21 protein-coding genes are annotated in these 21,631 nt (G+C 68.3%); 9 read left to right on the top strand and 12 right to left on the bottom strand.

The genetic code is table 11. The annotated features are described in order from the left end of the window. Position 1: 1 nt before the first annotated feature. Complete coding sequence (gene hsaA / locus AB0I35_RS29785) at positions 2-1,165, bottom strand: 3-hydroxy-9,10-secoandrosta-1,3,5(10)-triene-9,17-dione monooxygenase oxygenase subunit (RefSeq protein ID WP_357399641.1); 1,164 nt, start codon at positions 1,163-1,165, stop codon at positions 2-4. Positions 1,166-1,360: 195 nt separating this feature from the next. On the opposite strand from hsaA, the gene AB0I35_RS29790 reads away from it, so the two are divergent. Further along, positions 1,361-2,530, top strand: coding sequence for a Rieske 2Fe-2S domain-containing protein (locus AB0I35_RS29790; protein ID WP_357399642.1), 1,170 nt, complete (start codon positions 1,361-1,363; stop codon positions 2,528-2,530). Position 2,531: 1 nt separating this feature from the next. Continuing rightward, entirely contained in the window at positions 2,532-2,864 is a 333-nt protein-coding gene (locus AB0I35_RS29795) for a hypothetical protein (RefSeq protein WP_357399643.1), read from the top strand. 27 nt (positions 2,865-2,891) lie between these two features. Here the strand turns inward: AB0I35_RS29795 and AB0I35_RS29800 are convergent, their stop codons facing one another. The 7 genes from AB0I35_RS29800 to AB0I35_RS29830 form a co-directional block, all read right to left on the bottom strand. Further along, positions 2,892-4,136: an MFS transporter gene (locus tag AB0I35_RS29800; RefSeq protein WP_357399644.1), complete on the bottom strand. Its 1,245-nt coding sequence runs from the start codon at positions 4,134-4,136 to the stop codon at positions 2,892-2,894. Positions 4,137-4,153: 17 nt separating this feature from the next. After that, positions 4,154-4,606 (bottom strand): MarR family transcriptional regulator, encoded by a 453-nt coding sequence (locus tag AB0I35_RS29805; RefSeq protein WP_357399645.1) that lies wholly within the window; start codon positions 4,604-4,606, stop codon positions 4,154-4,156. A gap of 116 nt (positions 4,607-4,722) precedes the next feature. Continuing rightward, positions 4,723-5,757 (bottom strand): acyl-CoA dehydrogenase family protein, encoded by a 1,035-nt coding sequence (locus AB0I35_RS29810; RefSeq protein ID WP_357399646.1) that lies wholly within the window; start codon positions 5,755-5,757, stop codon positions 4,723-4,725. Further along, on the bottom strand, positions 5,744-6,823 hold the full coding sequence (locus AB0I35_RS29815; protein ID WP_357399647.1) for an acyl-CoA dehydrogenase family protein: 1,080 nt from the start codon (positions 6,821-6,823) through the stop codon (positions 5,744-5,746). The genes AB0I35_RS29810 and AB0I35_RS29815 overlap by 14 nt, the downstream gene beginning before the upstream one ends. Before the next feature lie 46 nt (positions 6,824-6,869). Then, positions 6,870-8,012 carry an acyl-CoA dehydrogenase family protein gene (locus AB0I35_RS29820; protein WP_357399648.1) on the bottom strand — a complete coding sequence of 381 codons (1,143 nt, stop codon included), beginning with the start codon at positions 8,010-8,012 and terminating at the stop codon, positions 6,870-6,872. Next, positions 8,013-8,876 (bottom strand): enoyl-CoA hydratase, encoded by an 864-nt coding sequence (locus AB0I35_RS29825; protein WP_357399649.1) that lies wholly within the window; start codon positions 8,874-8,876, stop codon positions 8,013-8,015. Continuing rightward, positions 8,873-10,465 carry a FadD3 family acyl-CoA ligase gene (locus AB0I35_RS29830; RefSeq protein ID WP_357399650.1) on the bottom strand — a complete coding sequence of 531 codons (1,593 nt, stop codon included), beginning with the start codon at positions 10,463-10,465 and terminating at the stop codon, positions 8,873-8,875. The genes AB0I35_RS29825 and AB0I35_RS29830 overlap by 4 nt, the downstream gene beginning before the upstream one ends. Before the next feature lie 80 nt (positions 10,466-10,545). Between AB0I35_RS29830 and AB0I35_RS29835 the strand changes: the two genes are divergently transcribed. The 7 genes from AB0I35_RS29835 to AB0I35_RS29865 all read left to right on the top strand — a co-directional run bounded on the left by AB0I35_RS29835 (position 10,546) and on the right by AB0I35_RS29865 (position 17,819). Continuing rightward, on the top strand, positions 10,546-11,724 hold the full coding sequence (locus AB0I35_RS29835; RefSeq protein WP_357399651.1) for an acyl-CoA dehydrogenase family protein: 1,179 nt from the start codon (positions 10,546-10,548) through the stop codon (positions 11,722-11,724). Continuing rightward, positions 11,721-12,518: an SDR family oxidoreductase gene (locus tag AB0I35_RS29840; protein ID WP_357399652.1), complete on the top strand. Its 798-nt coding sequence runs from the start codon at positions 11,721-11,723 to the stop codon at positions 12,516-12,518. Before AB0I35_RS29835 ends, AB0I35_RS29840 begins: the two co-directional genes overlap by 4 nt. A 36-nt stretch (positions 12,519-12,554) precedes the next feature. Continuing rightward, positions 12,555-13,175: a TetR/AcrR family transcriptional regulator gene (locus AB0I35_RS29845; RefSeq protein WP_357399653.1), complete on the top strand. Its 621-nt coding sequence runs from the start codon at positions 12,555-12,557 to the stop codon at positions 13,173-13,175. A gap of 45 nt (positions 13,176-13,220) precedes the next feature. Continuing rightward, positions 13,221-14,381: an acetyl-CoA C-acetyltransferase gene (locus AB0I35_RS29850; protein ID WP_357399668.1), complete on the top strand. Its 1,161-nt coding sequence runs from the start codon at positions 13,221-13,223 to the stop codon at positions 14,379-14,381. 210 nt (positions 14,382-14,591) lie between these two features. Then, positions 14,592-15,269, top strand: a complete 678-nt coding sequence (locus tag AB0I35_RS29855) for a hypothetical protein (RefSeq protein WP_357399654.1) — start codon at positions 14,592-14,594, stop codon at positions 15,267-15,269. 77 nt (positions 15,270-15,346) lie between these two features. Next, positions 15,347-17,317: a molybdopterin-dependent oxidoreductase gene (locus AB0I35_RS29860; RefSeq protein WP_357399655.1), complete on the top strand. Its 1,971-nt coding sequence runs from the start codon at positions 15,347-15,349 to the stop codon at positions 17,315-17,317. 40 nt (positions 17,318-17,357) lie between these two features. Beyond that, positions 17,358-17,819: a hypothetical protein gene (locus AB0I35_RS29865; RefSeq protein WP_357399656.1), complete on the top strand. Its 462-nt coding sequence runs from the start codon at positions 17,358-17,360 to the stop codon at positions 17,817-17,819. A gap of 143 nt (positions 17,820-17,962) precedes the next feature. Here AB0I35_RS29865 and AB0I35_RS29870 read toward each other — a convergent pair whose 3' ends face one another. The 4 genes from AB0I35_RS29870 to AB0I35_RS29885 form a co-directional block, all read right to left on the bottom strand. Continuing rightward, positions 17,963-19,048 carry a nitronate monooxygenase gene (locus AB0I35_RS29870; RefSeq protein WP_357399657.1) on the bottom strand — a complete coding sequence of 362 codons (1,086 nt, stop codon included), beginning with the start codon at positions 19,046-19,048 and terminating at the stop codon, positions 17,963-17,965. Between the two features lie 146 nt (positions 19,049-19,194). Beyond that, positions 19,195-19,962 (bottom strand): CoA-transferase, encoded by a 768-nt coding sequence (locus AB0I35_RS29875; protein ID WP_357399658.1) that lies wholly within the window; start codon positions 19,960-19,962, stop codon positions 19,195-19,197. Next, positions 19,959-20,837, bottom strand: coding sequence for a CoA-transferase (locus tag AB0I35_RS29880; RefSeq protein ID WP_357399659.1), 879 nt, complete (start codon positions 20,835-20,837; stop codon positions 19,959-19,961). The genes AB0I35_RS29875 and AB0I35_RS29880 overlap by 4 nt, the downstream gene beginning before the upstream one ends. 8 nt (positions 20,838-20,845) lie before the next feature. After that, a complete protein-coding gene (locus tag AB0I35_RS29885) occupies positions 20,846-21,610 on the bottom strand; it encodes an enoyl-CoA hydratase family protein (protein WP_181701007.1) in 765 nt (254 codons plus the stop codon). Positions 21,611-21,631 lie beyond the last annotated feature (21 nt).

The raw sequence follows: 21,631 nt of genomic DNA on the forward strand, positions 1-21,631 counted from the left end.
GCTACACCATGGCGTCGGTGACGGGCAGCCCGAACTCGTGCGTGCCGTACATGACGTAGGCGCGCTCGGGATCGTTGGCCGCGTGCACTCGTCCGGCATGCGCGTCACGCCAGAAGCGTTGCAGCGGAGTGCCGTTGGCGAGGGCGGTGGCGCCGGAGGATTCGAAGAGCTTGTCGATCGAGGCGATCACCCGGCCGGTGGCGCGCACCTGGTCGCGGCGGGCGCGCACGCGCAGGTCGAACGGCACTTCCTGACCGGCCTGCAGCAGCGCGTACTCCTCGGCCACATTGCCCGAGAGCTGACGCCACGCGGCGTCGATATCGCTGGCTGCCTCGGCGACGCGCACCTTGGCGAACGGGTCGTCCTTGGCGTTCTCACCGGCGTAGGCGGCGCGCACGCGCTTGCCCTGGTGCTCCACGTGGGCCTCGTAGGCGCCGTAACCCATGCCGACGATCGGGGCGGAGATGGTGGTGGGGTGAATGGTGCCCCACGGCATCTTGTACACGGCATCGGTGTTCTGCTCGATGCCGGGCGCGCGGCCCTCGCTCATCGCGCGGAAGCTGAGGAAGCGGTGCGTCGGCACGAAGACGTCCTCGACCACCACGGTGTTGGAGCCGGTGCCGCGCAGGCCGACGACGTTCCAGACATCGTCGATGCGGTAGTCCGAGCGCGGGATCAGGAAGGAGCCGAAGTCCACCGGCTTGCCGTTCTTGATCACCGGACCGCCGAGCACCGCCCAGGTGGCGTGGTCCGAACCCGAGGACCAGGCCCACGAACCGCGCACGAGGTAGCCACCGTCGACGGCCTGGCCCGCGCCCATCGGGGCATACGACGAGGAGATTCGCACGTCGGTGTCTTCGCCCCAGACGTCTTCCTGGGCCTGCTGATCGAACAGGGCGAGGTGCCAGTTGTGCACGCCGATGATGCCGGCGACCCAGCCGGTGGAACCGCAGGCGCTGGCGATCTTGCGCACGGTGTCGTAGAAGACCACCGGGTCGGCGGCGTGCCCGCCCCACTGCTTGGGCTGGAGCAGCCGGAAGAAGCCGGTCTCCTGCAGCGCCTTCATGGATTCGTCGGGGATGCGGCGCAGGTCTTCGGCCTCCTGCGCGCGTTCGCGCAGTGTCGGCAGCAGTGCCTCGACCCGTTCGGTCACTTCTTGCGTCATTTCGGAGCCCGCTCCTGCCTGTGTCGGATCGACAACCGGTTCTTGTTCGACTCTGAGATTAGAACAGGTTCTCATTTCTGTCGAGATGATCGCCCTACCTCGGATATAACAGGGACGCGGAGTGAACTTCGCTGGACAGCTGGCGTGAAGCGCCCTCATTTTGTAACGTGTTCTAGTGAAGAAGGAGGGTTCGGGATGGCAGTCAACCCCAAGGTGAGGGAACTCGATGTCGGCACCACGCCGACAAGGTTTGCGCGCGGCTGGCACTGTGTCGGCCTCGCGAAGACGTTCCGCGACGGCAAGCCGCACGCGATCGAGATCTTCGGGACCAAGCTCGTAGTCTGGACCGATACCAACGACGAGATCCGCGTGCTCGACGCCTACTGCAGGCATATGGGCGGCGATCTGAGCATGGGCACGGTGAAGGGCGACGACATCGCCTGTCCGTTCCACGACTGGCGGTGGGGCGCCAGCGGCAAGTGCACGGCCATCCCCTACGGCCGCCGGGTGCCGCCACTGGCACGCACCAGGAAGTGGACGACGCTGGAACGCAACGGTCAGCTGTTCGTCTGGCACGACCACGAGGGCAACGAACCACCGCCCGAGGTCACGATCCCCCACATCGAGGGCGTGTACACCGACGCGGACGGCAACCCGAGCGAAACCCACGACAGCGGCTGGACCGACTGGACGTGGAACTCGCTGCTGATCGAGGGTGCGAATTGCCGCGAGATCATCGACAACGTCGTGGACATGGCGCACTTCTTCTACATCCACTACGCCTTCCCGACGTACTTCAAGAACGTCTTCGAAGGCCATGTGGCGACCCAGTTCCTGGAGACCAAGGGCCGCCCGGATATCGGCATGGCGGCCAAGCACGGCGGTGAGACGCTGCTCAAGTCGGAGGCGTCGTACTTCGGTCCGTCCTACATGATCAACCCGCTGATCAACATCTACAGCGGGTACGAGATGAAGGTCGTGCTGATCAACTGCCACTACCCGGTCACCCAGGACTCGTTCGTGCTGCAGTGGGGCCTGACCGTCGAGAAGCCCAAGGGCATCGACGACGAGACCGCGACCAGGCTGGCCAACACGATGACCACGTTCTTCGGCGACGGCTTCCTGCAGGACGTGGAGATCTGGAAGCACAAGTCCAAGGTCGAGAATCCGCTGCTGTGCGAGGAGGACGGCCCGGTCTACCAGCTGCGGCGCTGGTACGACCAGTTCTACGTGGACATCGCCGATGTCACCGAGAAGATGACCCAGCGCTTCGAGTTCGAGGTCGACACGACCAAGGCGAACGAGGCATGGGAGGCCGAGGTCGCCGAGAACCTGCGGCGCAAGGCCGAGGAAGCGGGCGTGTGACATGGCCGCCAGCTGGGCCAAGGCGCCGGATTTCGCCGATCAGCCCGCCCGCCGGGCGGCGGTGCGGGCCCAGACCGCCCTCGACCAGCAACGATATCTCGACGAAGGCCTGACACCGCTGCGGTGTCAGGCCTGCAGCACCGAGGTGCTGGTGCGCAAGGCGAGTGCGCACCAGACCTCGGTGCAGTGGACCGAACGGCCCGACACCCACTGCCCGGTCTTCGCCCGGCTCAGCGCCGACGGTGCCCGGCCGGGCAGGCCGGAATCGTGCCCGTCGCTGGAGAAGTCGATCAAGTGGGCGGTCGAGGAGGGCGTGCTCGAGGTGCCCGAGTAGCCGGTGCGCGGAACGCGGCGCCGCGGGTCAGTCGCCGACAGTGAGGGCCTGGGCTTCCTCGACGCTGTGCGGTGCGGGGTCGTGGTCGTCGATGTGGGCAAGGGTGCCGCGGCCGAGGAACAGGACGGTTACCCCGGCGGCGGTGCAGGCCGCACCCAGCCAGAACGGCAGCGAGATGCTGTGTTCGCCGAGCTTGCCCGCCACCCACGGGGCGGCCGCGCCACCGGCGAACCGGACGAAACTGTAGGCCGCCGACGCGGTCGACCGCTCGACCGGCGCCGAGATCATCACGGCCTCGGTGATGAGGGTGTTGTTCACGCCGAGGAACAGCCCGGCCACGACCACCCCGACGATCAGCGCGATCTTGTGCTCGGCGAACAGGGCCATGATCGCGAGGTCGGCGGCGAACAGGCCGAGGGAAAGGCCCATCATCGGCAAGGTGCCGAAGCGCGCCTGTAGCTTCGGCGCGAGGAAGACCGAGGCCACCGCGAGCATCACACCCCAGCCGAAGAAGATGAAGCCGATCGCGTAGGTGCCCATGTCCAGGGGGAACGGGGTGTAGGCGAGCAGGGTGAAGAAGCCGAAGTTGTAGAGCAGCGCGGTGAGGCTGACGGTCAGCAGTCCCCGGTGCCGCAGGGCTTTGAACGGCGCGCTGACAGACGTGGGGCGGGCCGGTTTCGGCAATTCGGGCAGCAGCACGACGATCGCGACGAAGGCGACGGCCATCAGCACCGACACACCGAAGAACGGTCCGCGCCAGCTGATTCCACCGAGCACCCCGCCCAGCAGCGGCCCGGTCGCGATGCCGATACCGAGGGCCGCCTCGTAGAGGATGATCGCCTTGGCGACGCCACCGGTGGCCGCGCCGACGATGGTGGCCAGGGCGGTGGCGATGAACAGCGCGTTGCCGAGACCCCACCCGGCACGGAAGCCGATGATCTCCCCGATCGTGCCGGACATCCCGGCCAGGGCGGCGAACACGATGATGATCGCCAGACCCGACAGCAGGGTCTTCTTGGCGCCGAACCGACTGGAGACGACGCCGGTGACCAGCATGGCGACGCCGGTCACGGCCATGTAGCTGGTGAACAGCAGGGACACCTGCGAGGGGCTGGCGTTCAGCTGTTCGCCGATGGGTTTGAGGATGGGATCGACGAGGCCGATGCCCATGAACGCGATGATGCTGGCGAAGGCGACGGCCCAGACGGCTTTCGGCTGGCCGGTCGAGGTGGCCGCGGCGTCGTTGTCGCGAGTCAACGGAGAGATGCTCATGAGCGCTCCTGGTTGCTTCACTGGTGACCGCGGGCAACCGCGCGCAGGGCTGTCAGCAGGTCGTTCATGTCGGTGTCGAGCCGGATCAGCCGGTCGAGGTCGAAATCGGCGAGTCCGGGCGCCAAGGCGGCCGCGTAGGCGCGTCTGGCGCGGGTGAGGCAGGTCCGGCCCGCCGGGGTGAGTTCGACGCGCACTGCCCGTGAGTCCCTCGGGTCCTTGGTGCGGGTGGCGAATCCGTCGGCGACGAGCCGACCGAGCAGCGCCGTTGCCGCCGGTTGTGAGCATCGATCGATGCGGGCGAATTCGCTGACCCGCAGGCCGTCGTGCTCCTCGAGCACGGCGAGGGCGCGCAGCATCGCGCGGGGCAGGTCGTCGGAGCTGACCGCCCCGGCGAGCCGAGTGAGCCGACCGGCAGTGACCAACAGGTCGACCACGATGTCGTCCGGTGATGACTGCTCGTTCTGCTGCACAAGAAAATTATTGCATAAGCTAACTATCTAAATGGGGCTCGAGCGCCGTGAAACGGGCCACAACGCACGAAACCCCAGCTCCGAGGGGTCGGAGCCGGGGTCGCGGGAGGGCGCGGTCAAGCGGCGATCGGACGGCGGGCGGTCCCGAACAGTTCCGCGGTGGCGTGTGCCCGCTTGAAGTACAGGTGGGCGTCGTGTTCCCAGGTGATGGCGATACCGCCGTGCAACTGGATGGTCTCGGCGGCCACCGCACTGAACGCCTCGGTGCAGTAGGTGCGGGCCACCCACACGTCCTCGGCGGCCGTCTCGCTGCCCGCCGCCAGCGATTGGGCGGCCAGCAGCGCGGCCGATTCCGCCGATTCGACGAGCACGTACATATCGGCCATGCGGTGCTTGAGCGCCTGGAAGCTGCCGATCGGCCTGCCGAACTGCACGCGCGCGCTGGTGTATTCGACTGTCATCTCGAGGCAGCGGCGGGCCGCGCCGACCTGTTCGGCGGCCAGCGCCGCCCACGCGATGTCGCGTAGCCGGGTGGTCGGGTCACCGAGCCTGGTCGCCGGGGTTTCGGTGAAGGTGATGCTGGCGAGGGCGCGGGTATGGTCGAGCCCCGGAGTCGGCGTCACAGTGACACCTGCTGCGGTAGGCGAGGTCTCGAACAATCCGTCGGCGGTGAGTACGAGCAAGACGTCCGCCTGGGCGCCGTGCAGCACGTAATGTGCTGTCCCGCTGAGCGTTCCACCCTCCGCGCGCACACCGTAGTCATCCCAGCCCTGGGAATCGGCCCAGCACAGTGCGGCCGTGCGAGAGCCTTCGGCAAGGTCGGGGAGCAGCCGCTCGCAAGCCTGTTCGTCGTCGGCCAGCAGGACGGCTTGGACACCGAGTACGGCCGAACCGAGCATCGGCACACCGCTCAGCACTCGGCCCAGTTCGCCGACCACCATGAGCGATTCGACGAGACTCGCGCCGACGCCGCCCCACTGCTCCGGCACCGCGAGGGCCGCGACACCCACCTGCTCGCACAGCAGCCGCCACAGCTTCGAGTCGTATCCGAGTTCGCTGTCCATCGCCGCGCGAAGGGCTTCCGGAGTCGCGTGCTTGGCCAGCAGCGCCCGCATCGACGAGCGGAATTCGAGCAGTTCATTCGATGACATGGGAATCCTCGGTGCGAAGGGCGGTGGCGATCCGCGCGCGGTGGAAGTCGGCGGTTCCCCAGGCGGTGCGCAGAGCGGCTACCCGGGTGAGCCACAGCGAGAGGTCGCATTCGGCGGTGTAGCCGATGGCGCCGTGTACTTGCAGACCCGCCCGCGACGCGCGGTGGGCGGCATCGCCGCAGGCCACCAACGCTGCCGAGACATCGCGGGCGCGGTCGGCGGAGTCGAGGGTGAGTGCGGCGCGGTACAGCAGCGGTTCCGCCAGATCCAGCGCGATCCGCACATCCGCGAGCTGCTGCTTCACGGCCTGGAATTCGCCGATGAAGCGGCCGAACTGCTTGCGCTGCTTGGCGTAAGCGGTGGTCTGGTCGAGGATGGCCCGGCCGGCACCGAGCAGTTGCGCGGCGCAGGCCAGCACACCGAGGTCGAAGGCGAAGTCGACGGCGTCCTGGGCCGCTTCCGCCACTACCTCATCGCGCAACGCTGCGAACAGCTTGCGCGCGGGATCGATCGACGCGATCACCGCCGCACTCTCGAACCGGCGCGCGCCGTGTTCGCCGGAGCGCTCAGCTGCGGCGGCCTGCGTAGGCGCCTCGTCGGGACGTGCGGGTCGACCTGTGGAGACGTGTGCACTACCGGCGACCAACACGAGGTCGGCGGTATCCGCGTCGAGCGCGACGACTCGGCCACCGTGCTCGAATCCGATGGTGCCGAGCAGTTCACCACTCGCCACGGCCGGCAACCAACGCTCGGCCGCATCAGGGAGCTGTCGCAGCAGCGCCGGAACCACGGCGGCCGATTCGATCACCGGACCGGGCACCCCCGCGCGACCCAGCTCGACCAGGGCCACGACGAGATCGACCGCGGTCGCATCGGCGCCACCGTGTTCCTCGTCCACGATCAAACCGAACACGCCCATGTCCGCCACCTGCCGCAGGATCGCGCGGCCGGGAGCGGTGTCACCCGATGACCAGGCCCGCACGGCGGCGGGCACCTGGCCCGCGTCGAGGATCTTGCGCAGCTCGGCGGCGAAGTCGAGCTGTTCGGTACTGAGGGCGAATCTCATCGCACACCTCCTGTTGTCGGACGGTCGATTCGATTCGTAGCGCCGGTCATCGCTTGCTCTCCCGTGGCAGGCCGAGGAGGCGTTCGGCGATGATGTTGCGCTGGATCTCGTTGGTGCCCGCGTAGATCGGCCCCGCGAGGGAGAACAGATAGCCGTCGGTCCACGAACTGCGCTGCTCGGCGGCTGCTCCGAGCAGGTCGAGGCCCGTTTCGTGCATGGCGATGTCGAGGTCGGACCAGAAGACCTTGGTGATCGAGGATTCGGCGCCGAGCTGGCCGCCGTCCTGCAGTCGGGTGACCGTGCCGAACGTGTGCAGCCGGTAGGCCTCGGCCCCCAGCCAGGCGTCGACCACCGCGTTGCGGGCGGCGGTATCGGCGGGGTCGCGGGTCTGTTTCCACAAATCGATCAGGCGTTGCGCGGTGGCGCTGAACCGGCCGGGGCTGCGCAGCGAGAGGCCACGCTCGTTGCTCGAGGTGGCCATCGCCACCCGCCAACCCTCGTTCGGTGCGCCGATCACGTCGTGGTCGGGGACGAAGACGTCGTCGAGGAAGATCTCGGCGAAGCCGGGCTCGCCGTCGAGCTGCGGGATCGGGCGCACGCTCACGCCCTCGGCCGTCAGCGGGAACATCACGTAGGTCAGCCCGTGATGACGCTGCGCCTCGGGGTCGCTGCGGAACAGGCCGAAGGCCCAATCCGCGTAGGAGGCACGGGAACTCCACGTCTTCTGACCGTTGAGCACCCAGCCGCCCTCGGTGCGCCGGGCCGTCGAGCGCAGGCCCGCGAGGTCGCTACCCGCCTCGGGCTCCGACCACGCCTGCGCCCAGATGTCCTCGCCGCGAGCCATTCTCGGCAGAATCCGGGCCAGCTGCTCCTCGGTTCCGTGCTCGAACAGTGTCGGTGCCAGCAGGAAGATGCCGTTCTGGGCCACCCGGCCGGGCGCGCCCGCCGCGTAATACTCCTGCTCGAACAACACCCATTCGAGAATGGATGCGTCGCGCCCGCCGTACTCGCGCGGCCACGACACCGCCGAGAGCCGCGCGTCGGCCAGCGTCGCCTCCCATTCGCGATGGGCGGCAAAGCCTTCCGCGGTGTCCATGGAAGGCAGCGGTTCGCGCGGTACATGGGTGGCGAGGAACTCGCGCACCTCGAGCTGGAACCGTGTGGCTGCCTCGTCGATCTCGAGATCCATCTACTTCGACCCGTTCTGTTCGGCCGCGGCGGTCTTCATCGTCGTGGCGTTCATCCCGCCCAGCGAATCGGCGCCGACCTCGGCATTGTGCGCGTGCGCGAAATGGTGCAGTCCGAAGACCGAGTCCATGCCCGAGCGCATCCCCATCAGATCCTCGGCCTGGTTCACCGCCTTCTTGGTGAGCGCGAGCCCGAACTGCGGCATGGTGGCGATCTTCTCGGCGAGCGCGATGGTCTCGGATTCCAGCTCTTCGCGCGGTACGACCCGGTTCACCATGCCCCACTCCTTGGCCTGCGCGGCCCCGAACCGGTCACCGGTGAACAGGAACTCCTTGGCCGCGCGCGGGCCGATCACCCACGGGTGCGCGAAGTACTCCACCCCCGGAATACCCATGCGGACGACGGGATCGGAGAAGAAGGCGTCTTCGGAGCAGACGATCAGATCGCACACCCAGGCCAGCATCAGCCCACCGGCGATACACGCGCCCTGCACCATCGCGATGGTCGGTTTGGGGATCTCGCGCCAGCGCCTGCACATGCCGAGATACACCTCGGTCTCGCGGGCGAACCGCTGATCACCACCGGTGCGGTCGACGTGGTCCCACCACAGCGCGGCCTTGTTCTCGTAGTGCGCGTCGTGGTCGCGGCCAGGTGTGCCGATATCGTGCCCGGCGCTGAAGTGTTTTCCGTTGCCCGCGAGCACGATCACCTTCACCGCGGCATCCTCGACCGCGCGCACGAACGCGGCGTCGAGGGCGTAGGTCATCTTCGAGTTCTGCGCGTTGCGGAAATCGGGCCGGTTCATGGTGATGACAGCCACCGGTCCGCGCACCTCGTAGGTGACGACCTCGGTTTCGGAACTCACGACTTCTCCTCACGTAGCTCGCGCTTGAGCACCTTGCCCGCCGCGCTGTAGGGCAGCCGGTCGCGGAACTCGACAGACCGGGGCACCTTGAAATTCGCCAGATGAGCGCCCACATGGGCGATCACGTCGTCGGCGGTCAGCGTCGAATCCGGCTTGCGGACGACGAACGCCTTGCCGACCTCGCCCATCCGCTCGTCGGGCACTCCGATCACCGCCGACTCGGCAACACCGTCGAGGCGGGCGAGGGTCTGCTCGATCTCGGCGGGATAGACGTTGAATCCACCGGTGATGTACATGTCCTTGAGCCGATCGGTGATCTTGAGGTAACCGCGTTCGTCGACCACGCCGATGTCACCGGTGTGCAGCCAGCCGTCGGGGTCGATGGCCTCGGCGGTGGCCTCGGGATCGTCGAGGTAGCCGAGCATCACATTGGGACCGCGCAAGAGCACTTCACCGTTGTCGGCCAGGCGCAGTTCGAAGCCGGCGATGGGCTTGCCGCAGGTGTTGGCGATGGTCTCGGCGTCGTCGTCGGGGGCGCACATGGTGCCGAAGCCCGCGGTCTCCGACAGTCCGTAGGCGGTAATGACCACCTCGAAGTCGAGGTCGTCGCGCATCCGCTCGATCAGCACCACCGGCACGGTCGCCGCGCCGGTCACCGCGACGCGCAGCGAAGAGAGGTCACGCTCGCCGCGGTCGGGGTGATCGAGGATGGTCTGGTAGATCGTCGGCGGGCCGGTGAGCACTGTGATCCGCTCGGATTCGACGCGGCGAAGCGCGGCCGGGACGTCGAAGGTCGCCTGCGGGACGATCGTGGCCCCGGTGACCAGGCACGCGAGGATGCCGGCCTTGTAGCCGAAGTTGTGGAAGAACGGCGGGATGATCAGGTAGCGGTCGCCCGCGCGCACCGTGGAACAGGCGCACCAGGCGCGTACCACATCGAGGGCTTGGCGGTGGGCCACGAGGGTGCCCTTGCTGCGGCCGGTGGTGCCGGAGGTGAACAGGATGTCGGAGATGTCGTCGGGGGAGACCTTCGCCGCCCTCGCCTCACCGTCGGCTTCGGAGACGCGGGCGGCTTCGGCGAGGAAGTCGTCCCACCCGAGAATCGCCGTGCTGTCTTCGGGCGCATCGGCTCCCGCTTTCGGAAGAGATCGCGCGCCTGGGCCTTCCGCCTCGACGGGGATCACGATGATCGTTCCGATTCCCGGGACCGGCGCCTCGGCCGGCAATTCGGCGACCCGATCGCGACCGAGGAACGGACCGGCGACGAACAGTGCCTTCGCATCGACCCGGTTCAGCACGTCGACCGCCTCGGCCGCCACGTACCGGGTGTTCAGCGGCACGAGCGCGGCACCGGCCGAATGTGCGGCCAGTGCGGCCACCACCCAGTGATGGGTATTGGGCGACCACATAGCGACCCGGTCGCCTGGTTCGATGCCGCGGGCGATGAGCGCGCGCGCCGCGATCCGCACCTGGTCGAGCAGTTGCGCCCACGTCAGGCGGGTTTCGCCGTCGACGACGGCAGGCTCGTGCGGATACGCCGCGGCGGTCTGGCGCAGCGCCTGCGGAATGGTCTGTGCAGCGGGTGTCACGGGGTCCTCACCGTTGTGCGGTTCGCTGTTCTTTCCGAAGCAGCTAACAAAGCAAGTGCTTGGTAGGTTACTCTACCGTGGTGGGCGTGATCCAGACCGCAGATTCAGTTACCTCCGACGCGGAGTTCCGCGCGGAGATCCGGGAGTGGCTTGCCGAAAACCTCGCGGGCGAGTTCGCCGACCTGCGCGGTACCGGCGGGCCGGGCCGCGAACACGAGCACTTCGAGCGACGGCTGGCCTGGGATCGTCATCTCGCCGCCGCCGGCTGGACGTGCCTCGGCTGGCCGGTGGAGTACGGCGGCCGCGACGAGAGCGTCGCCAGGCAGGTGATCTTCCACGAGGAGTACGCCAAGGCCGACGCGCCCGCGCGGGTCTCGCACGTGGGTGAGGAACTGCTCGGGCCGACCGTGCTCGCCTTCGGTACCGAGGAGCAGAAGAAGCGCTTCCTGCCCGGCGTCCGTTCGGTCGGCGAGCTGTGGTGTCAGGGCTACTCCGAGCCGGGCGCGGGTTCCGACCTGGCCGCTGTGTCGACGACCGCCCGCCTCGACGGCGACCAGTGGGTCATCAACGGCCAGAAGATCTGGACCTCACTCGCGCACGTGGCCGACTGGTGCTTCGTGATCGCCCGCACCGAACGCGGGTCGACCCGTCATCACGGCCTGTCCTACCTGCTCGTCCCGATGAACCAGCCGGGCATAACCGTTCGCCCGATCCAGCAGCTCACCGGCACTTCGGAATTCAACGAGGTGTACTTCGACGACGCCCGCACCGACGCGGACCTGGTCGTCGGGGCGCCCGGTGACGGCTGGCGAATCGCCATGGGCACCTTGACCTTCGAGCGCGGCATCTCCACTCTCGGCCAGCAGATCCGCTTCGCCCGCGAGCTCACCGACATCGAGGACCTCGCCCGCCGCACCGGCGCCACCGACGACCCGTTGATCGCCGCGCGTTTCGACCGCGCCTGGGTGGGGCTGCGGGTACTGCGCGCCCACGCGCTGCGCACCATGAGCGACGAGAACGACGCGGGCGGGGCGTCGGTGTCGAAGTTGTTGTGGGCCAACTGGCATCGCGATCTGGGCGAACTGGCCATGGCGGTGCAGGGCGCCGCCGGTCTGGTGATCCCCGACGACGACATGACCGCCTGGCAGCGGCTGTACCTGTTCAGCCGCGCCGACACCATCTACGGAGGTTCGAACGAAGTGCAGCGCAACATCATCGCCGAGCGGGTGCTCGGTCTGCCGCGCGAGGCCCGCCCGTGACCGGCCCACTCGCCACCCCGCCCGCCCCCATTCCCGGCCACGGCCTGCTCGCCGGACGCAAGGGTGTGGTCACCGCCGCCGCCGGCACCGGCATCGGCTCGGCCACCGCCCGCAGGCTGCTGTCCGAGGGTGCCGACGTGGTCGTCTCCGATTGGCACGAACGGAGATTGGGTGAAACCGCCGAACTGCTCGCCAAGGAATTCCCGGAGCGCAGCGTCGGTGCCGTGGTGTGCGATGTGCGCGACACGGCCCAGGTGAATCAGCTGCTCACCGCCGCTGCCGCCGAACTCGGTCGCGTCGACGTCATGATCAACAACGCCGGCCTCGGCGGCGAGACCCCCGTGGTCGATATGACCGATGAGCAGTGGGACCAGGTTCTCGACATCACCCTCACCGGCACCTTCCGCTGCACGCGCGCGGCCCTCGGCTACTTCCGCGACGCGGGCCACGGCGGCGTGATCGTCAACAACGCCAGCGTGCTCGGCTGGCGAGCGCAGCACGGCCAGGCCCACTACGCCGCGGCAAAGGCGGGTGTGATGGCGCTGACCAGGTGCAGCGCGATCGAGGCCGCCGAGTTCGGGGTGCGCATCAATGCCGTCGCGCCGAGCATCGCGCGACACCCCTTCCTCGACAAGGTGAGCTCGTCGGAACTGCTCGACAACCTCAGCGAGCGTGAGGCTTTCGGGCGCGCGGCCGAGCCGTGGGAGGTCGCGGCGACGATCGCCATGCTGGCCAGCGATTACACCTCGTACCTGACCGGTGAGGTGGTTTCCGTGAGTAGTCAGCGCGCATGACGGCAGCAGCATGCCAAGCAAGTGCTTGGTTGTACGATGTCTAGGGTGACAGCACCCGACACCGCGAAACGCACCCGCCGCGACGAACTGCTCGCCCTGGCCGCCGACCTGTTCGCCGAGCGCGGCCTGCGCGCCACCACGGTGCGCGATATCGCCGACTCGGCAGGCATTCTCTCGGGCAGTCTCTACCACCATTTCGATTCCAAGGAATCGATGGTCGACGAGATCCTGCGCGGCTTCCTCGACGACCTGTTCGGCCGCTACCGCGAGATCGCCGCCGCCGGACTCAGCTCGCGGGCCACCCTCGAGGCGCTGGTCCTCGCTTCCTACGAGGCGTTCGACCGTCATCACGCCGCTGTCGCGATCTACCAGGCCGAGGCCAAGAACCTGCGTGACGTGGAACGTTTCGGCTACATCCGTGACTTCAACACCGAGTTCCGCGATCTGTGGCACCGGGTGCTCGCCGCCGGTGTCGCCGACGGCAGCTTCCGCCCCGAACTCGACGTGGAACTGGCTTTCCGCTTCCTGCGCGACACCGTGTGGGTCGCGGTCCGCTGGTACACCCCCGGCGGCCCCATCACCGTGAAAAACCTTGCCACGCAATATCTGACCATCGTGCTCGACGGGCTCACCGTGCCCGCGAGCGACGCGCCTTAGGAGTACCCCATGTCCGCACCCGCCGAGCGCCGCCCCTACACCCCGTTGCGGGAGGCCTATGTAGTCGACGCGGTGCGAACCGCCGTCGGCAAGCGCGGAGGAGCGCTGGCCGGTGTACACCCGGCTGATCTGGGCGCCGCCGCGCTGCGCGGCCTGATCGAGCGCACCGGGATCGACCCCGCCGTCGTCGACGACGTGATCGTCGGCTGTGTCGACAACATCGGCCCGCAGGCGGGCAATATCGGTCGCACGATGTGGCTGACCGCGGGCTTCCCGGAGGAGGTTCCCGGCGTCACCGTCGACCGGCAGTGCGGTTCCAGCCAGCAGGCCATCAATTTCGGTGCCCAGGCCATCATGAGCGGCACCGCCGAGGTGATCGTCGCGGGCGGCGTGCAGAACATGAGCGCCATCCCGATCTCGGCCGCCATGCTCGCGGGCAAGGAGTACGGGTTCGACTCGCCCTTCGTCGGCGCCACCGGCTGGGATCAGCGCTACGGCACCGGCGAGGTCTCGCAGTTCCGTGGCGCCGAGCTGATCGCCGAGAAGTGGGGCATCACCCGCGAGGACATGGAGCAGTGGGCGCTGCGCAGCCACCAGCGGGCGCGGGCGGCCATCGCCGAGGGCCGTTTCGAGGCCGAGATCGTGCCGGTCGGTGACTTCGCCGTCGACCAGGGCCCGCGCGAGACCAGCCTCGAGAAGATGGCCACGCTGCAACCGCTGAGCGAGGGCAGCCCGCTCACCGCCGCGGTGGCCAGCCAGATCTCCGACGGTGCGAGCGCCACGTTGCTCGCCTCCGAGTGGGCAATCAAGGAGTACGGGCTCACTGCGCGGGCCCGCATCCATCACGTCAGCGCACGCGGCGCCGACCCGATCTTCATGCTCAGCGCGCCCATACCGGCCACCCAGTGGGCGCTGGAGAAGACCGGACTCACCATCGACGACATCGATGTCATCGAGATCAACGAGGCGTTCGCGCCGGTGGTGCTGGCCTGGATCAAGGAGATCGGCGCCGATCCGGCGAAGGTCAATGTCAACGGCGGCGCCATCGCACTCGGTCACCCGTTGGGCGCGACCGGTGCGAAGCTGTTCGCCACCCTGCTGCACGAGCTCGAGCGGGTGAACGGCCGCTACGGTCTGCTCACCATTTGTGAGGGCGGCGGCACCGCGAACGTCACCATCATCGAACGGCTCGGCGCGAGCGAGTAATTCGCCGCGACGCCGACGACGGCCCGGTACCGGACACTCCGGTACCGGGCCGTCGCGCGTCGGCGGACTTGCGGGTGATGGGCCGGTCGTCGAGACTGAACGGTTGCTCTCCCGGCGCCACCGCGATAACACGTTGGCGCAGTGGGTAAGCCATGTGCTGAAGCGGTGCCGGTCAGGCACTGCTCGTGGAACAGGGAACAGGAATCTCGAATGGGTTACCCACAACCGCCCAACCCGTATCAAGGTCGGCCAGGTCAGCCGATGCAGCCTGGTCAGCCGTATCCGGGCCAGCCGATGCCGGGTCAGCCCTATCCGCAGGGTCAGCCGTACCCGCAGGGTCAGCCGTACCCACAGGGACAGCCGTACCCACAGGGACAGCCGTATCCGCAGGGTCAGCCGTACGGCGCGCCCGGTGGTTACGGGCAGCCGCCGCGCCAGTCGGGCGGCAACGGCGGCAAGATCTTCCTGATCCTGGGCGGCTTGGTGGTGCTGGTCGCCGTCGCGGTGGGCGCGGTGTTCATGTTCGGCGGTGGTGGTTCGCTCGGCGGTGGTGGTTATGACACCCCGCGCGCGGCGGCGCAGGCCTGGGTCGACCAGGAGGGCGAACTCGAAGACCTGGTGTGTGCCTCCGATCGTGACGAGATCGCGAAGTACGAGAACCAGGCCACGCCGACCAAGGCACCGTCGGGCGGCGGGGCACCGAGCGTGACGACGACGCTGAAGAGCGTGGACGTCGCCTCCGGGAGCAAGTCCGGGACGTTCACCACGGCGATGAGCATGACGATTCTCGGCCAGAGCACGACCTCCACCGCGACCTACAAGCTGGTCGAGGAGGACGGCGGTTGGCGGGTGTGCGGCATCCTCAACCCGACCATCGAAACGGAGTGAGTGCGGCGGGTCGGTCCCATCGGCCCGGCCCGGTCGCCGCCTCTCCTACTGCGAGGGCGTCGGGCACCGGGCCTACGATGGGAGCGGTGAAGGTGCTCGGAGCGTGCCCACTGGACTGTCCCGATGCCTGCTCGTGGGTGGTGACGGTGGAGGACGGCGTCGCCACCGGCCTGCGCGGCAACAAGGAACACCCGGTCACGCGCGGTGCGCTGTGCGTGAAGGTCAACCGCTACCTGGAACAGGTCGGTTCGCCGGATCGGCTCAGGTACCCGCTGCGCCGGGTCGGGCCGAAGGGATCCGGCCGGTTCGAGCGGATCAGCTGGGACACCGCGCTCGACGAGATCGCCACCCGGCTCACCGACATCATCGACGAATACGGAGCCGAGGCGATCTGGCCGTTCCACGGCACCGGCAGCCTCGGCTACCTGCAGGGCCTCGAGGGGTATCCCGGCCGCCGCATGTTCAACGTGCTCGGCGCCTCCCACCACGCGGCGACCATCTGCTCGGTCGCGGGTAGCGCGGGGCTGAGCTACACCCTCGGCACCTCCGGCGGCATGGACCCGGAGGACTTCGCGAAGTCGAAGCTGATCCTGCTGTGGGGCACCAACCCGCTCACCTCCGGTCATCACCTGTGGAAGTTCGTGCAGGACAGCGGCGCCTACCTGGTCGCGATCGACCCGGTGCGCACCAAGACCGCCGAACGCTGCGACGAACACCTCGCACCCCTGCCCGGCACCGATGCCGCCCTGGCGCTCGGCCTGCTGCACGTGGTGGTTTCGCTGGGTGCCGAGGACACGGAGTTCATCGCCGAGCACACCGAGGGCTGGCCCGAATTCCGTGAGCGCATCATGGAATTCACTCCGGAGCGGGTGGCCGCGATCACCGGCCTCGAACGCGAACAGATCGTCGCGCTCGGTGAACGGATCGCGGGTACCAGACCGACCGCGATCCGTGCCTCCCAGGGCATGCAGCGCCACGCCGGTGGCGGGATGGCGCTGCGGGTGCTCGGCTGCCTGCCCGGCGTCACCGGTGACTGGGCGATTCCCGGAGGCGGCCTGCACTATTCGACCAGCGGGCACTTCGAACTCGACCTGCCCGCCATGGTCCGCGACGATCTGTTGCCGCACCCGGTGCGCACGTTGTCGATGACCAGGCTCGGTGCGGCCTTGCTCGACGTCGACGACCCGCCGGTGCAGGCGCTGTTCGTGATCGGCGCGAATCCGGTCGGCTCCAATCCGGATCAGCGCCGGGTGATCGAAGGCCTGTCACGCGAAGACCTGTTCACCGTGGTGCTGGAGCATTTCGCCACCGACACGGTCGATTACGCCGACATCGTGCTCCCCGCGACCATGCAACCCGAGCATCTCGACGTGATCGCGGGCTACGGCCACCTGTACCTGGTGTGGAACGAGCCCGCCGTCGAGCCGCCGGGCGAATGTCTTTCCACCACAGAGACTTTCCGCCGACTGTCCAGTCGCCTCGGGCTCGCCGAGCCGGCGCTGTACGAATCGGACGAGGAACTGGCCCGTCAGCTGCTGAAGGGTCACGATCTCGACCGGTTGCGCGCCGACGGCTTCTTGAAGGTGCGGCCGGGACCCGTCCCCGCGGGAAAACTCCAGTTCGTCTCTCCACGAGCGCGATTCGCGGGACACGACCCGCTACCCGCCTACACCCCACCCGCCGACCCCGGCGACGGACTCGTGCTGATTTCCGCCGCCTCGCACTACTTCCTCAACACCACGTTCGGCGCCAACCCCGAATTGCGCCGCCGCGCAGGCGAAACCCGCATCACGCTCCATCCCGATGATGCCGCCGCGCGCGGAATCGCCGACGGCGCCCCGGTGTCGGTCGTCAACGCTCGTGGTTCCTTCGAGGCGATCGCCGAGGTATCCGACCGTGTCAGACCCGGCGTAGCGGGTACAACGAAGGGACGCTGGGCCAAGGATTCCGGCGGCGCGACCGTCAACGCCACGATCGCCGAACGCGACGCCGACTTCGGTGGTGGCGCGGTCTTCCACGACAACCGGGTGGAGGTGGTACCCCGCTGAGACGACCCGCACGCGATCACCGAACGAAAGGCACGCAGTGATGTGGAAGTACACCGGCCGCGCGACGCTCGTCGCGGCGGCAACCGCAGGACTCCTCCTCGGCGCGACGACCCCCGCCTCGGCAATGACACCGTTCAAACCCACCTACACCCTCGCCACCGGCTGGACCTGCGCCGGTCAGATCGACGCGACCGCGCTGTCCGGCCAGGGCATCACCAGGTCCGGTGAGGCGGAGATGCGGCTGCGCGGCACGTTCTGGAGCGCGACACCGGGTTCACACCAGAGCGGCTGCACGGTGACGACGACGGTCGAGTGGCGCAATCTCGACACCGGTGCGGGCGGTTCGGCGGCGACTGTCGTGGCAGGCGGCCCGAGCGGTCAGCCTGGTCCAGAGGTCGGCCTGACACTCGCGACGGGCGCCGGGCGGATCGAGGCGACCATCCGCACCACGCCACTGGCGCATCTGGCGAGCACCGGGGAGTTCGCGGTCTCCGAATTCTGAGCGGGAGAACACCGAACCGGATGCGCGCCTTGTGAGTACCGCATCCGGTTCGGTGTCCTTTTCGCCCGTTCGACGGGAGGCTCAGACCCGTCGGGCGGCATCTCGGCGCACCGCTGTGGGGGGCTCGCCGGGATGGGTCTTGGTCAGCTCCGCTCGGTGACCGGTGTGTCGACCAGCGTGCCCACGGCCGCGATGCGCGTCAGCGCGTCGGTGACGATGCCGTCGATCAGCTCGGCCACCGTGGGCAGACTGTCGATGATTCCGGTGACCTGGCCCGCGGGCAGCACGCCCGCATCGGTACGGCCCTCGACGAGACCGGCCTTGGTCAGCATCGCCGAGTTCGCGGCCATCACGACCTGCGACCAGCTGAGGTCCTTGGTCTTTCGCATGGCGAGCCCGTCGCGCATCAGCGTCGACCACTTCATCCCGGTCATGCTCTTGAACTTGGCCGCGTTGCCGACGGCCGCCGACAGTCCGCGCCAGCCGCCCGAATGTTCCAGTCGCTCCACGAGTTCGGTGTTGAGCATGCGATGCGGCATGCCGTCGACCTTCACCGAAACCACGGTGTCGCCCAGTCCGCGCGCCAGGTACTCCTGCTTCACGGCGTCGGGGACGGTGCTCTCCTGGGTGAGCAGGAACCGGGTCCCCATGGCCACCCCGGCGGCACCGTAGGACAGTGCTGCCGCGAGACCGCGCCCGTCGAAGAAACCGCCCGCCGCGACGACCGGGATGTCGACGGCGTCGAGCACCGAGGGCAGCAGCAGCGTGGTGGCCACCGGCCCGGTGTGCCCGCCGCCCTCACCGCCCTGCACGATCACCGCGTCCGCGCCCCAGGAGGCCACCTTCACCGCGTGTTTGGCGGCACCGATCGACGGAATCACCACCACGCCCGCGTCTTTGAGCCGGGCGATCAGTTCCTTCTTCGGAGCGAGAGCGAACGAGGCGACCCGCACCTGCTCGCGGATCAGCAGTTCGATGCGCTCGGGCGCGTCGGTGGCGTCGGCGCGGATGTTCACACCGAACGGCTTGTCGGTGAGCGACTTCGTCTTGGCGACAGCCGCTTCCAGCTCCTCGAAGGTCATCGTCGCCGAAGCCAGAATGCCGAGCCCACCCGCGTTCGCGGTCGCGGCGACCAGCCGCGGCCCGGCCACCCAGCCCATTCCCGTCTGCACGACGGGATGCTCGATGCCGACCAGCTCGGTCAGCGGGGTACGCAGGCGCGCACTCATGCTGTGTCCATTCGGCATGCTCGGGCGGCCTGCGTGGTCACGCTCCGCTTCCGCCTCCGGCCGCTGACCGCTCATGCTGTGTTCATTCGGCATGCTCGGGCGGCCTGCGTGGTCACGCTCCGCTTCCGCCTCCGGCCGCTGACCGCTCATGCCGCCACTTCCTTCTCGCGGAAACCCTTGGGGTCGAGCACGGTCCGGATGAGCCGCAGCTCTTCCTCGGTGGGCAGCCGGGTTTCGCCCGCGTCGGCCAGTCCGGCGATCTCGAAGGAGGTGTTCTCGGCGACCTCCTCGGCCGTCACCCCCGGGTGCAGCGACAGCGCGCGCATCGTGTGCTCGGGACCGCCGAAATCGAAGACGCCCAGGTTGGACACCACCCGGTGCAGATGATGGAAACGGAATGCGGGGTTGGCCGGGTCGATCTTGTCGTAGCCGACACCGCTCACGATATCGACCTGCTCGCAGAACACCCGCGTGTTGTGCTTGGGCACGAAGTAGCTGGTCGCGTGGTTGATCGTATTGCCGGGCGCCCCGCGCACACCGAACATCTGCCTGCGCGGCTGCTGCAACGGCCCGAACGCCGAGAGGTTCTGGTTGCCGAAGCGGTCGAGCTGATTGGCGCCCATCACCACGTGCCGTCTGCCCGAGGCCACCACGTCGAACACCTTGGCGAACGGAATCCAGCCCTCCACCGGTGCTTTCGCGCCGATCGCCGGCACCTCGGCGAAGAACAGTGCCTCACCGTCGGACAGCAGCAGGTCGGGTTCGAAGGTGAGCCTGGCCAGTCGCGCGCCGATCGTGGTGATCGTCGACATCGGGCTGGCCATGATCTCGCCCGCGCCGCGGAAGATCTCCGCCGCCGCGACGACGCACACCTCCGCGCGCGTGATCTGACCGGTCGCCGGTACTGCGTTCATCGCTGCTCCTCCGCGAAAGCCTTGACGGCGGACTGGTATTCGTCTTCGTTCACGTCGAGATAGCGCGCCCTGAACTCGGCCCACGACTCCGGCGACTGCGCGGCCGCCACATAGTGCTTCTGGAACTTCTCGTCGCGTCCGTAACCACCCGAGAAGGTGAAGTGCGCGCCACCGGGTGCCTCGACAACGCCGTCGACCATCATCCGGTTGAGGATCAGCGCTTGCGTCGGAACGGCTTTCACCAGTTCGTCGGTGTCGACTAGACGGTCCACCGAGACGTAGCGCCGCTCGGCCGCCAGGCAGTAGAGGTCGTCGAAGTACGGATCGACACCGGTGTAGGCGGCGTTGCCGTGCTTGTCACCCAGGTCCAGATGCACCAGCGCCGCATCGAGATTCAACGCGGGCATGGCGATCAGCGTTTCGGTCCGGCCGTCGGCGTGCGGGTACGGCGAGACGACGGTCTTCAGCTCGCCCTCCCAGAACTCCGGCACCGCCGAACCGAGCCCGGCGCGGATCGGCAGGAACGGCAACCGGGCCGCAGCGGCCTGCAACCCGCACTTCACCATGCCCTCGTCCATCTCGCGCACCGTGATCGCACCCTCGGTGCGCGCCTTGGCGAACCACGGGTCGTAGAACGGTGCCGAATCGAGCGAGACGAAGCCGTAGTAGGCCTTGCGCACCTTGCCCGCCGAACACAGCAGGCCGAGGTCCGGCCCGCCGTAGGTCACCACCGTCAGGTCGGTGACATCCGAGCGAAGCAGCGCACGCACCAGCGCCATCGGCTTACGCCGCGATCCCCAGCCGCCGAGGCCGATCGTCATGCCGCTGCGCAGCTCGCCGACCGCCTCGTCGAGGGTCATTCTCTTGTCGCGCATAGCTTTTCCTACTTCCCCTTTTTCTGCGCGGCGAGGTCGTCGTCGAAACGCGCTCTGATCTCGTCGGCCACCCCGGCCAGGTTGAGCTCCATCGTGAAGCCCTGCTCGTAGCGATAGGAGCGGTGCACGTCCTGCACGTCGATGCCGTTGAGCGCCCGCTTCGCGGCGCGGATCACCCGGCCGTCCTTGTTCGCGATGTTCTTCGCGACCTCCATGGCCGCGGCGTCGAGTTCGGCGCGCGGCACCACCTTGTACACCGACCCGTAGTGGTGCAGCTGCTGGGCGGTGAGCTTGCCCGCGGTGTAGAACATGGTCCGCATCAGGTGCTGGGGGACCAGTCGCGACAGGTGGGTCGCGGCGCCGAGCGCACCGCGGTCCACCTCGGGCAGGCCGAAGGTGGCGTCGTCGGAAGCCACGATGACGTCGGAGTTGCCGACCAGGCCGATCCCGCCGCCGAGGCAGAACCCGTTGACGGCGGTGACCACCGGAACCTCGCAGTCGTACACCGCGGCGAAGGCCTCGAAACATCCGTGATTCGCGCGGATCAGGGCGGTGTGCCCGGTGTCGGCGTTCATCTCCTTGATGTCGACGCCCGCGTTGAAGCCGCGACCCTCCGCGCGCAGCACGACCACGCGAGTGCCGGGATCGCGTCCGGCGGCGCGCACGGCGTCGGCGAGCGCGAACCAGCCGTCCGAGGGCAGCGCGTTGACCGGCGGATAGTCGACCGTGACGACCTCCACCCCCTCGGTTTCGGTATGCCGGTCGATTCCCATGGCAACTGTCCTATCGGTGCG

The sequence above is a fragment of the Nocardia sp. NPDC050378 genome (genome assembly GCF_040655675.1).
GTDB lineage: Bacteria > Actinomycetota > Actinomycetes > Mycobacteriales > Mycobacteriaceae > Nocardia > Nocardia coubleae.